The sequence below is a fragment of the Ancylobacter gelatini genome, from assembly GCF_022601675.1.
Classification (GTDB): Bacteria; Pseudomonadota; Alphaproteobacteria; order Rhizobiales; family Xanthobacteraceae; genus Ancylobacter; species Ancylobacter gelatini.
Window position 1 is genome coordinate 147,328 of the sequence record NZ_JAKVIL010000003.1, and the last position, 12,463, is coordinate 159,790.

The 12,463-nt window shown below is 67.1% G+C and carries 8 protein-coding genes and 1 tRNA gene; 5 read left to right on the top strand and 4 right to left on the bottom strand.

Annotated features, from left to right (window positions below):
• Positions 1–6 precede the first annotated feature (6 nt).
• The 4 genes from MKI84_RS06850 to MKI84_RS06865 are packed head-to-tail and all read left to right on the top strand — an operon-like array spanning position 7 to position 3,822.
• Entirely contained in the window at positions 7–945 is a 939-nt protein-coding gene (locus MKI84_RS06850; RefSeq protein ID WP_241617838.1) for an ABC transporter substrate-binding protein, read from the top strand.
• Positions 936–2,099: an NAD(P)/FAD-dependent oxidoreductase gene (locus MKI84_RS06855; RefSeq protein ID WP_241617840.1), complete on the top strand. Its 1,164-nt coding sequence runs from the start codon at positions 936–938 to the stop codon at positions 2,097–2,099. The genes MKI84_RS06850 and MKI84_RS06855 overlap by 10 nt, the downstream gene beginning before the upstream one ends.
• A complete protein-coding gene (locus MKI84_RS06860) occupies positions 2,096–2,362 on the top strand; it encodes a (2Fe-2S)-binding protein (protein ID WP_241617842.1) in 267 nt (88 codons plus the stop codon). The genes MKI84_RS06855 and MKI84_RS06860 overlap by 4 nt, the downstream gene beginning before the upstream one ends.
• Positions 2,359–3,822 carry an FAD/NAD(P)-dependent oxidoreductase gene (locus MKI84_RS06865; RefSeq protein WP_241617844.1) on the top strand — a complete coding sequence of 488 codons (1,464 nt, stop codon included), beginning with the start codon at positions 2,359–2,361 and terminating at the stop codon, positions 3,820–3,822. The genes MKI84_RS06860 and MKI84_RS06865 overlap by 4 nt, the downstream gene beginning before the upstream one ends.
• Before the next feature lie 28 nt (positions 3,823–3,850).
• Here MKI84_RS06865 and MKI84_RS06870 read toward each other — a convergent pair whose 3' ends face one another.
• Complete coding sequence (locus MKI84_RS06870; protein WP_342593618.1) at positions 3,851–8,053, bottom strand: autotransporter domain-containing protein; 4,203 nt, start codon at positions 8,051–8,053, stop codon at positions 3,851–3,853.
• Positions 8,054–8,307: 254 nt separating this feature from the next.
• Entirely contained in the window at positions 8,308–9,435 is a 1,128-nt protein-coding gene (locus MKI84_RS20760; protein WP_241617846.1) for a helix-turn-helix transcriptional regulator, read from the bottom strand.
• 56 nt (positions 9,436–9,491) lie between these two features.
• Here MKI84_RS20760 and MKI84_RS06885 point away from each other — a divergent pair, with 56 nt between their 5' ends.
• A complete protein-coding gene (locus MKI84_RS06885; RefSeq protein WP_241617847.1) occupies positions 9,492–11,087 on the top strand; it encodes a serine hydrolase in 1,596 nt (531 codons plus the stop codon).
• A gap of 461 nt (positions 11,088–11,548) precedes the next feature.
• Here the strand turns inward: MKI84_RS06885 and MKI84_RS06890 are convergent.
• A tRNA-Ser gene (locus tag MKI84_RS06890) sits at positions 11,549–11,638 on the bottom strand.
• A gap of 173 nt (positions 11,639–11,811) precedes the next feature.
• Positions 11,812–12,162, bottom strand: coding sequence for a hypothetical protein (locus MKI84_RS06895; protein WP_241617849.1), 351 nt, complete (start codon positions 12,160–12,162; stop codon positions 11,812–11,814).
• Positions 12,163–12,463: the final 301 nt, after the last annotated feature.

Here is a 12,463-nt window from a genome sequence, read left to right on the forward strand (position 1 = left end):
GCGTCCATGTCGCGCGAGGTCCGCCTGAGGCTGCTCTGGCATCCGCAGGCCCAGTTCGTCGGCTATCTGCTGGCCCAGCACAGCGGCCTCGCGCGCAAACGCGGCATCGCGCTTACCTGCGAGCCGATCGACTTCTCGCAGGGCGGCATGGCCGCCCTGCAGGAAGGCGCCTGCGATCTCGCGATCGCCAGCCCCGCGCATCTCGTCGAAAGCGCGGCGCCCGAGCGGCTGGTCTTCCTCATGGCGGTGCAGCAGTCGAGCCCGCTGGTCTATCCGGTGCGCAGGAGCGCCGGCATCGCCTCGCCCGCCGACCTTGCCGGACGCACAGCGGCGGTGTGGCCGGGCGGCGAGGATCTCGAATTCCGCTGGATGCTGCGCAAGGCCGGGCTCGACCCCGCGCGCGTCACCCGGCTGCCGACCGCCGACACGGTGGCGGCACTCATCGACGGCAAGGCCGACTGCGCCCAGATGACCGTCTATCATGAGCTTCACGAGATGGAGCATCGCGGCCTGCCGCTGAGCGAGGTCACGCTGTTCCAGCCGCCCGACTACGGCGCCGCGCTGCTCAAGGACGGGCTGATCGCGCGGCGCGACTGGATCGGGCCGGAAGACGCGTTGCTCCAGGATCTGGTCGAATTGTTCCTCGAGGGCTGGCAGCTCGCCTTCCACGATCCCGAACAGGCCGTCGCTCTGTGCCGCAAGCTGCGGCCGGATATGAGCGACGCGCATCACCGCACGCAGCTCGGCCATATGCGTGACCTCGCGGCGAGCGGCCCTGCGCTTGAGCAGGGCTTCGCCGTGCCGGACCCCGATCATGTCCGTCGCGCGCTCGCGGCCATGGACGAGGTGGACGGGCACGCGCCGGCGCTCGACCCCGCACAGGTCGCCGTGGCCCGCTACTGGGCCGCCGCGCCGGCCGCACTCAAGGCCATGACATGGGCCTAGAGGCCCGCCATATCGTCGTGGTCGGCGCCGGTATCGTCGGCGCCGCGACGGCGCTTGCACTCGTGGAACGGGGCGCGCGCGTCACCGTTCTGGAGCGGGCGTCACCCGGCTCGGCGGTCTCCGGCGCCAGCCTTGCCTGTCTCGGCACTCACATGAATTCCGAGATCGAACTGCCGCAGCTTATCTGGGCGACCCAGCGCTGGGCGCTGTGGGATCAACGTTTCAACGGAGCGTTTCACTATCGGCGCTGCGGCCAGATCCGCTTCATCGACCACGAGGCGGACATCCCGACCACCGAACGCTGGATCGCGCTGGAGCGTGCCGCCGGTCTCTCTGCCTCCTTCCTCACCGCGGAACAGGTGCGCGAGATCGAGCCGGCTCTCACCGGGCCTATCCTCGCGGCGAGCTGGTCGCCCGACGACGCGCTGGTGAACCCGTTCCTTTCCGTACGCACGCTGCTCCGGGCGGCGATGGACGCCGGTGCGCAGTTGCGCCACCACCAGAGCGTGCTCGCCATCGACACACGGGGCGAGAGCGTGTGCGGCGTCCGCACCGCCGACGCCACCATCCCTGCCGATGCGGTGGTGGTCGCCGGGGGACCCTGGGCCGCTGATCTCGTGGCACCGCTCGGTGTGTCGCTGCCCATCGTCCCACGCAAGGCGCAATGCCTTGCCACCGTCGCCCAGCCGCCGACCATTCGCGGCGTGGTCGGCGCCTGCAAGTCGGAACAGGGCGGCGTCCATGGCGGCTATACCCAGATCCAGCAATCGGAAGCCGGCCAGATCCTGTTCAACACGGTGCTAGAAGGTGGCAAATCCGCGCCCGGTGCGCAGAACACCATTCCCCAGGTCGATCTGCGCTTCGTCAGCGATTCCATCGCGACCCTGTTGCGACTGTTCCCCGGCCTGCGCGGCACCGATGTGCTGCGCTCCTGGGTGCGTTTTGAGGCGGTGACGCCCGACGACCGCTTCATCGCCGGGCCGGTCGGCCCGACCGGCCTCTATATGGCGGCGGGCGACAACGGCACCGGCTTCCTTCGCGCGCCCGTCATCGCCGAGATCATCGCGGCCGCATTGGAAGCGCGGAGCGGCGAGGTCGACCCCTCACCCTATGATCCGCGGCGCTTCTCGGCCGGGCGGGAGACCCACGCATGACCGCCCCAGATGATGCGATCGACATCGAAATCGACGGGCAGCGCGTGCGCGTTGCCGCGGGCGCCAATCTGGGCGCGATGCTGCACCAGCGCTTTGTCGGTCATCTGCGGGATACCGCAGGCGGCGCGCCGCGCGGCCTGTTCTGTGGCATGGGCGTGTGCTTCGACTGCGTGGCGCTGGTCGACGGCGTCCCGACCCGGACCTGCCTCACCACCGTGGCGCCCGGCATGGTCGTTACACGGCAGCTAAGGGCGACCTCATGACCGGGCGCAGCGCCGAGATCGTCGACAGCGAGATCTGCGTCGTCGGCGGCGGGCCGGCGGGACTTTCGGCCGCTCTGGCGGCGCGCCGGGCCGGGGCCCAGGTCGTGCTACTGGATCTGTTCGACCGGCCGGGCGGTCAATATTTCATGCAGCCGCCACATCCGGTGTCAGGGCTGGCCGCCGCCCAGGTGGGGCAGGGCCGTGCGCTGATCGGGAAGGTGCGCGACAGCGGCGTCGTGATCCGTTCCGGCGTCGAGGTATTCGGCGCGGACGGGGCCGGGACGCTGCTCGCCCGGCAGGGCGAGCGGGCGCTGGTGGTGCGTGCAAAGGCCCTGGTGCTGGCCACAGGCGCGCATGAGCGCACCTCGCCTTTCCCGGGCTGGACCCTGCCGGGGGTGATGAATCCCGGCGCCGCGCAGCGTCTCGTCAAGATGCACGGCATCACGCCGGGAAAGCGCGTGGTTCTCGCCGGCTGCGGGCCCTTCCTTCTGGTGGTGGCCGCCCAGCTGCACCACGCCGGCTGCGAGGTGGTCCGCGTGGTGGAGGCGAGCCCCTCGCCGCTGCGCCTCGCCGCCACATTGCTGCGCTTTCCCTCCCGCTGGGCCGAGGCGGCCGGCCTGCTCCGCGCTGTGGCCCCGCTGTGGTCGCGGTTTCGCTTCGGCCGCGTCGTCGCCGAGGCGATGGGCGAGGGCCATGTAAACCGCGTCCGCTTCGCCTTTCTTGACGGGGAGGGGCGGCTCGGCGCCGACGATCCGGAGACGATCGATGATATCGACGCCTTGCTGGTGGGGTACGGCTTTCGGCCTTCCGTCGAAATCGCCACCCTGCTCGGTTGTTCGTTGCGCCATGACTGGAACGCCGGCGGGCACCATGTCGCCATTGACGAGGCGAGCGGCGCGACCAGTGTTCCCGGCGTGTTTGCCGCCGGCGAGATCACGGGTGTCGCCGGAGCATATCCCGCCCTCGCGGGCGGCGCACGCGCGGGTGCGGCGGCGGCGCGTTTCGTCGGTCGACCCGCAGGGCATTCGCCACCGTCATATGCGGGCCGTGCCGACCGCTTCGCCAAAGCGCTGCGCCGTGCCTTCCGCGTGCCTTACGCCGCACTGGGCCAGCTCCCGGACGCGGAAACGCTGCTGTGTCGCTGCGAGGAGGTCCGTGCCACCGATGTCGCCGCGGCCCTGCAAGACGGCGGGTGCGACGCCCATGGCGTGAAAATGTGGACGCGGGCCGGAATGGGGCTGTGCCAGGGGCGAATTTGCGGTTTCGGACTGTCGGTCTATGCCGCGCAGCGGGCGGGTCTGGATCCCGCGTCCTTTGGCGCCAACGCCGCTCGATTCCCGGCGCGGCCGGCGCCGCTCGACATCCTCGCCGAGGCAACAGCCGCGGCCATCGCCGCACCGCAGGGCAACCTTGCCGATGAATCGCGCGGGGGCCTTTCCGGCAGCGCATCGCGGGACTGAAACGCCGGGGCTTGTTGAGGCTGCGTGGTTACCAGGTGAGCTTCAAGCCGCCCCAGATCTGGTGGTTGTCGTTGCCGGAGCCGATTTCGCCATCATAGCTGACGAACAGCGAGCTGCTGTCGCTGAGCGTCACGGCGGCTGACACGCCGACCAGCGCACTGTCCGGCTGGCGCATTGCGCCATAGACGGTGAAGTCCGCACCGGGAGCCGACGCGAACGACGCGGTCATCGCCGATGTGGTGTCGGCGAACTCGTGCACCCAGCCAAGCCTCAGGCCCAGATCGAGCGGGATACCATTGCCGAGATCGACACTCGCGGTGAAATCGGCGCCGATTGTGCTGCGCACCGATGTGGTGGACTGCGAGGCGACGGTGAGATTGTACGGGCGCACGCCGGTCTCGGTGAAGCCGTCCTGATCGATCGCCACCACCTGTAGCCGAGCGAAAGGCGTGATCGCGGACGTGAACGCCGTGGCGAGGCCGAACGTGTAACCGGTCTCGATCTGGCCGAGAAACTGCCCGGCATCGGTGTCGCCCTCGGCCATTCCGAACGGCAGGCCGGCGCTTCCGACGAAGCGCTCCAGGGAGTTGCCGGCATTGGCATAGCCCGCCAGCGCGTCGACATAGAGCGGGCCCTGCGTGAACGAGCCATAGGCGACGGCGCTGACCGTGTCGGCATCGGTGTCGCCGGCAAAGCCATTGACCGATTGCGAGCCGGCGACATAGCCGCCAGCCGCGCCGAGGAGGAAGTTCGGATTGACGCGGTAGTCGATACCGAAGGCGGTGCCGCCCAGCGAATAGTCGAGGCCGGAAGCATTGGCGTTGCCGCTCAGGCTGCCGGTGCTGCCGATGCCGCTGATCCACGCTGAAAAGCCGGCCAGCGTGTCCGAGCCGGGAGCCAGCGACGCGCGATCGGCCGCCGCGCCACCATTGCGGGCGACCGACATCTGCCGTCCCACTGCGTTCATGAACAGCTGGCTGGCGCGCAGGTTCACCGTAGCAAGGTCGGCGTAAGGCTGTCCGCTCAGCGTCTGGAACGCCGCCGCTCCGTCCGCGACCGGCAGATTAGCGACGGTCGTGATGAGGCCGCCGACATCGCCGCTGGCCGCAATCGCATCGAGCGCGCCACCGACCGCCCGCTGGTTCGTGCTCAGCGCCGCCGAGGCGAAAGCATCGGGCGCCAGCGCCAGCGTCACATAGATATGTTCGGGATCGAGCGAAACCTGCGGCGTCAGGAAGCCGACACCGCCCGTCACCTCGCCAAAGGCGACATTGCCGCCGGCTTCTGTAGTGATGATGGTGTAGGTCGTGCCTGGCGTGTAAATCCCCGGCTCCGCCAAGATGTCGAGCGTGCCGGCATTGATCATGACCCTGTGGTCGGCGCCGATGACGCTGATCCGGTCGCTGTCGCCGGCGGCGTTGACCTCCATCTCCACCGTGCCGCTGTTGACGGTGAAGTTGCCGTCGACGATCAGATGCCCGATCGAATTGCCCGGCTTGACGGTGCCGCCATGATTGGTGATGTGGCCGGTGACGTTGCCGCTGCCACTTAGCGTGCCGCCCTTGTTGACGAGGACATCGCTGCTCAGGTGGCCGTTCACGGCGACGCCGCCGGCATTGATCGTGGTGCCGCCGCCGACGGTGCTGGTGCCGGTGAGATTGAGCTTGCCGGTGCCGTTCTTGGTCAGCGTGCCGCTGCCGCTCATGCTGCCGGCATAGGTGCCGTCGAAGCTCTGATCGAAGATCAGCGCGGCATTGTTGGCGATGTTGCCGAGCAGGCTGGAACTCGTCCCTTGCAGGGTGCCATCGAGAACCGTGAACTCCGCCAGCCCCGGGACCTGCGACGTGAACTTGCTGGTGCCGGAGAGGACCAGCTTGCCGGCGCCGGTCTTGGTGATGGTGCCGAGACCCAGCGTATTGCCCATGCCGGTGATGTCGCCGGCAAAGGTGCCGTCGGTGGTCTGATCGAATACGATCGATCGCGCATTGGTGTTGCCGGCATTGTTGTCGAAATTGATGTTGCCGCGCAGATTGCTGGTGTTGCCCTGGATGGTGCCGCCGTAATTGTTAACCCCGCCATATTCGTAGGACGCGGCGGCGAGGACGAGTGTGCCGGTGCCAACGAGGCTGAGAGTCCGGGCGCCCGTTCCGCCCGACCCGACGGCGCCGTTCAGTGTAAGCGTCGTGCCGGCATCAAGCTGGAAGCCGCCGCCGGCATCGACCAGGGCGATTGAACGGGACGTCGTGAAGCTGCTGCTCGCCCAGAGGTGACCGTTATTGACCATGATGATGTTGGTCCCGGCCCCGAGCTTGTCGTCGGAAGCGACCTGCAGCGTACCCTCGTCGATGACCGTATCGCCGGTATAGGTGTTCGTTCCCGTGAGCTGCAGAACGCCGCCACCGTCCTTATTGAAACTGCCGGTGCCGCTGATGTTGCCGCTCCAGATCAGCGGATTGTTCTGCACGTAGACAGAACCGAAATCGGTCAGGGTGAGATCACGGCTGATGTCGAGTGCCGCCGCCGCATTCGCGGTCGTGCCGACGGTACCCTTGGTCAAGGCGATACCCGTGCCGGCAGCTCCCAGATTTGCGTCGGTCGTAAACCTGATATCGCCGCCCACCACCCGCGTGCCGCCGGCGTAGGTGTTGTTCCCGGTCAGTTCGACAATGCCGTCGCCCGCGACGATGAGCGCGCCGGAGCCGGTAATCGCCCCGTTCCAGGTCACCTGGGCATCTGGATCACTGCTGTTCGGCCCGACATAGATGCCGCCGGTTCCGGTCAACGCCAGGGCGCGATCCATGACCTGGCCGTTTGCGGTACCGATCCCGATCGCCCCACCGCTGAGGTCGATTCCCATTCCGGTCGGGCCGAGGCTGGCGTCATTGCGGAAGAACAGCACGCCGTTCTCGACGCGGGTGCCGCCCGCCTGCGTGTTGACGCCGTCGAGCGTGAGGTTGCCGGTGCCGGTCTTGATGAGGGTGCCCGTGCCCGACATGTTGCCGGCATAGGTGCCGCCGGTGCTCTGGTCGAACACGACCTCGGCATGGTTCACGACGTTGCCCTGGATCCCGAGGGTGTTGCCCTGTAGCACGCCGCTATTGACGGTCGTGCCGCCGGTATAGGCGTTCGCACCGGTGAGGATCAGCGTGCCGGCGCCGTTCTTCACGAGCGACCAGCTGCCGGCAGTGGCGCCGGTGCCACCGAGACCCGTCTGGTCGGCGATGGCGTCGGATATGTTGGTGGTCTCGCCGCCGCCGGGCGCGATGGCCAGCGAACCGTTTCCGGCGAGGAACATTCCCGCCCCGCCAGATCCGCCAGCTCCGCCCGTGCCAAAACCGCTGCCGCCGGCGCCGCCGGAGACGTCGTTGCCAGAAATATTGAGGGGTCCGTTCACGGCGAGAGATCCGCCATCCTGAACGAAGATCGCGCCGCCCATGCCGCCGCCACCGCCGCCGCCGCCGCCCCTGGTCGGTCCGCCGGGGCCTCCCTTGCCCGCCAGGAAGCCGCCGTCGATCATGGTGGAGCCAGAGCCCCCGCCGCCGCCGCCGCCGAAGCCGCCCACGCCGCCATAGCCTGATCCCGAGCCGCCGCCGCCGCCGCCGAACCCGCCCGCACCGCCATTGCCGGTATCAGCACCGTCACCGCCACCGCCCGTTCCACCGCCGCCGCTGGAAAGACCACCGGCATTGCCGCCATTGGCGCCGGTCGGCCAGTAGCCCCCACCGCCGCCGCTGGTCGACACAATGCCGTTGCCCGTGGCCTCGCCGCCCGCGCCACCGCGCGCTGCGCTGCTCTGCAGATTGACATTGTCGACCGCCACATGCGCGCCACTGGCGATGAACAGCGCCCCGCCAAGTCCGGCGCCGCCGCCGCCGCCGGCACCCCGCAGGCCGTTTCCGCCCGTGCCGCCCTGTGCGAGAGAATTGGTGATGGTGAGGTCGCTGATCGTGACGGTGCCGGATTGCACGAACAGGCCGCGATACTCGTTATTGCCCGAGAGGGTGTGGTTGTCGCCGATGAAGCTGACATTCGTCGTGACGTTCGGCAGATTGCTCGTCAGCGTGATGTCGGCCGTGAAGGTGATGGTGTCGCCATTGCCGGCGCTGCTGATGGCGCTGCGCAAATCCCCATCGTTGCCGACATTGAAGTTCGCGGCACGGACGGGGCTGGAGAGGATCATCATGCCCATGCCGAGAACGGTCGACAGCGCCGTCGCTCTCAGCAGTCGCACGGTCAATCGCGGCGTTGTCATCGGGGGCGTCGCAACAGGCGGCATCGTCTGCATCCTCCGGCGTGCCCGGGCGGCCTAAGCCCTGAGCGTCGCACCTATCCGATAACCATCGGTCATTGGAGAAGCATGAGGGTCGCGCGACCCGCAACAGCTTTCTCGCCGTGCGCGGTTCGCTGATACATCATGACCAATGTTGAGACGCCTGAACCACGCGGCCCCCAAGCCGGCCCGCCACACCGCCGGCGGCGCGGGGCTTAGCCGAACTGCTCGCGCCAGGTGCTGGGTGAGACGCCAAATCGGCTACGAAACAGCTTTCCGAACGATGAGGCGTCCCTGAACCCGCAATCATAGGCGATAACGGATATGCTGCGTCCGGTGCCGGCCTCTATCAGCCTGCGCGACATGGCGAGCCGGACGTCGCGAACCGTGTCCATTATGGTCGCGTCGTTATGCATGAAGGCCCTGTACAAGGTCGCTCGCGAGCAGCCGACCGCACGGGCGATCGCTTCCGGCGACAGGTCGAACACGTTGTAATTTGCGTGAATATAGCGCTTGGCGGCAAGGAAAAGCGCGTTCGGATCCGGCTCGTCCCGGTCGCTGAGGCCGCGCCCGATGCGCTGGAGCAGAAGCAGCGCCAGTGTGTGCAGCGCGTCGAGCGCAATGGCCATTTCCTTGCGGTCGAGATGCTCGGCCTGCAGGTCCAGCGCGGCCATATGGTCGCGCACCATCACCCCGAGCGGGATGGTATCGAGCGGCAGCACGAGGCCGGGCAATTCGCCGCCAAAGGCTTCCAGCGCCTTGGCCCGGGGGAGCACCACGTAGATCTCCTTGCCGACGCTCCAGTGGTAGCGCATGGCCTTGGTCGCGTCATAGGCGACGAGACGGCCGGTCGGCGTGATCGGCTGCTCGCCGCCGGGGCTTTCGAGCCCAACGCTGCCTTCCGCCATCAGCGAAATGATAATGGCATCGAGGGCGCCACTGAGCCGTGTCGCTGGAGTGATGACGGTGCGGTGCTCCGACCCGGCATGGCTGGCAAAATTGCCTATCGCACCGTGCACGGCATATTTGGTACCGAACAGTTCGGCCTCGCCGGAACGGGGCACCTCGAGATCGGCGATGGTGTAAGCGGTCTCGCGCCACGCATCGAAGCGGTCGCCCGGATCGAAATCGGTCGTCGACACGCGCCGCAGCCGATAGAGCCCGGCATTCATCTTGAGGCCTGCATCGTCTTCACCGTCGGGAACAGGACGATTGGTCATGTTGTCGGCACTCTGCGCCTGGCTGTGAGACGGGTGGACGATTGCGATGGTCAAGAGCGGCGCGATAGCCTGCCGACGAGAGCACCGGTCTGGAGGGTATATCGATCCGCCGGAAGCGACCACAGTTTTGCCGATCCTTGCGCGGCGCTTCGGCACGCCGCTTTATGGAGACCAGCGCAATGACGCGATCAGCTGCACGATCAAGATTTAGCTGGCTATCGATCTCCGCCGCGCTGCTTCTCGGCTCATCCATTGCCGTACCGGCGCAGACGCAGACCGTGCCGCTGACGCTGGGCGCCATTCCGCCCGAAGACGTCGTGCCGCTGGCCGTGGGTGGGCTCGAAAGGGCATTGGCGGATCTGCCCGACGAGATCGAAAGCGTGCTGAAACGCAGTGGCGTTCCCGGTGCGGCCGTTGCCGTTGTTCACGATGGAAAGACGGTATTTGCGCGCGGGTTCGGCGTGCGCGAGCTGGGCAAGGATGCGAAGGTCGACACCGCGACTGTGTTCCAGATCGCCTCGATGTCCAAACCTATCGCCGCCACCATTGCCGCCACGCAGGTGACCGCCGGCAAGGTGACGTGGGACGACAGGATCATCCAGCACCTGCCGACCTTCGCCGTTGGGGATGCCTATGTGACCGCAAACGGCACGGTGGGCGATTTCTATTCTCATCGCTCCGGTCTGCCGCACGCGGCGGGAGACACGCTGGAAGACATCGGCTTCGACCGGAAGACCATTCTCGAACGGCTGAGGATGCTGCCGCTCCATCCGTTCCGCATCAGCTACAACTACGCCAATTTTGGCTTCACCACGGGTGCCGAGGCTGTCGCGGCGGCGGCCGGCAAGCCATGGGCCGACCTCGCGCAGGAGGCGCTTTACGGCCCGCTCGCAATGACCTCCACCAGCTCGCGCTATGCCGACTTCCTGGCGCGCGAGAACCGGGCGACACTGCACACGCTGGAGAATGGCCGCTTCGTGGCAGGCCTCAAGCGCGATCCGGACCAGCAGTCTCCCGCGGGTGGCGTAACCTCCAACGTGACCGACCTCGCCGAATGGGCGAAGCTGATACTGGCGAACGGTCAGCGCGATGGCCGCGACATGATCTCGCCCGCCGCTCTGCTGCCGGCCCTGCGCGCTCAGGCCTTCAGCGCACCTGCGGGCACAATAGGCTCGCGCTCGGGATTTTACGGCTTCGGCTTCAATGTGTCGGTCAATGCCAATGGTCGGCCCGACATGAGCCACTCCGGGGCCTTCGTGACCGGCGCCGCCACCAATGTGCAGTTCCTGCCTTCCGCCGACCTCGCCATCATCGTCCTGACCAATGCCGGACCGGTGGGCGCGGCGGAGGCCATCACCGGCCATTTCCTCGACATCGTCCAGTACGGCGCACCGACCCGCGACTGGTACGCGCTCATGCACCCGCTGCTGATGCAGAACTATGCTCCGGTGGGCGATCTCGTCGGCGAGACCGCCCCGGCGCGCCCGGCACCGGCACGCCCGCTGGCGGATTATGTCGGCAGCTATGACAGCCCGTATTTCGGCCCGGCGCGTATCACCCAAGGCGAGAACGGCCTTGTCCTAACCCTGGGTCCCGCGGCAATCACCATGCCGATGACCCATTGGAACGGCGACGTTTTCTCGATCGCGCCCCGCAGCGAGAATGCACCGGACGGTTCGCTCTCCTCGGTCCGCTTTGAAGGGCCTGGCGGCGCGCTCAAATCGATGCGCATCGACTATCTGAACGATGAGGGACTGGCCACCTGGACGCGGTGAGTAGGCCTGCAGCGCCGGGGATCGACAGCCGGGCGGACGTGGCGCCGCAATGGCCGCCTTACTCGCGCTGCCGCTTCGACACGAAGTGCCGGACCCGCGCGTGGCCGCCTTCCCTCGCCCCGCCGGTCGCGGAGACCGACTTCAGCCGTCGCGTAGAACTCTCTCGTCGAATGTCCATGTGCGGCGTGTTGTCGACCGTGAGAGGGGCCGGAAACACACCATGATCAAGCAGGTGCAGGGAACGGCGCTGCCTGTCGTCGCCAATTCTGCCCGAGACGACGATGATTGATAAACGCGATCGAAGTCAGCGATCCTCACCATGAGAGCGGCGGGCACAGGCTTGCCGCCCGTTCTGTTCGGGAGCGTTCGCGCCCATGCGCTGTGATGCAGGTCGGCGGGTGAGGTGCAGGAAGTAAGCCGCGAAAAATATTGATTTATATCAATATATTAGCTGAAAAACTTGGCGGAGGGAGCGGGATTCGAACCCGCGATACGGTTTCCCGTATACACACTTTCCAGGCGTGCGCCTTCAACCACTCGGCCACCCCTCCTGCGGCGCCGGCCCTCAGGCCCGCGCGATCTTCTGCGTCCCACCATATCCGCGTCCCCGAAGGAACAGCGCAGCGCCGGACGAAGAGGCGCGGAATATAGCGAAGCGCGACCGCGTGGCAAGACGCCCATCGGCATTTTCAACCGTCTCGATGCGCCGCGCTTGCGTGGCGCGTCAGTTCGACGGCATCGGCGTTCCGGCAGGCACATCGGCCAGCGTGCAACGGGCGCTGTGCGCGCTCGCGCCCATTAGCTGGATTCGCCCGTCGCCGGTGCCGCCCGGCGTGATGTTGTAGATGATGGTGCTCACCGTGCCGGCCGGCTTGCCGCCCTCGGCGAAGGTGCAGGTGATCTGAACCGCGGCCACCGTGTTGGCGCCGGCATTGGCGACCGAGACATCCATCACCGTTCCCACCGGGTCGGCGAAGATATCGCCCTGGGTCAGGGTCAGCCCCGAGACGTCCGCCAGAGCGCTGCTTGCGGCGAGGGGGGCGAGGAGGAGCACGGCAAATCCGATCGGCTTCATGGCGGCTCTCGCATCTAAGGATAGGGCAGGGCGGTCCGGGACGATGAGGCCTATTCAGTAGAATGGACGCGCCCGTCCGCCTAGGGCGAATCCGTCGAAAGCCTCCGCATTTCTGCGCTGCACCATCGGGCTTGCTGCCGCCGTCCCGCTGCCGTCGGGTGCGCGGCGGGCGGGGGGCGATTTATACTTGTGTCATTCGCGTGATTTCGCGTGTAGAGGTGAAGTATCGACCCGTTATACATGAAAATATCATGGATCATTTCTGAGTCGTGGGCATTGCCGCTGCTAGACAATCAGGTCT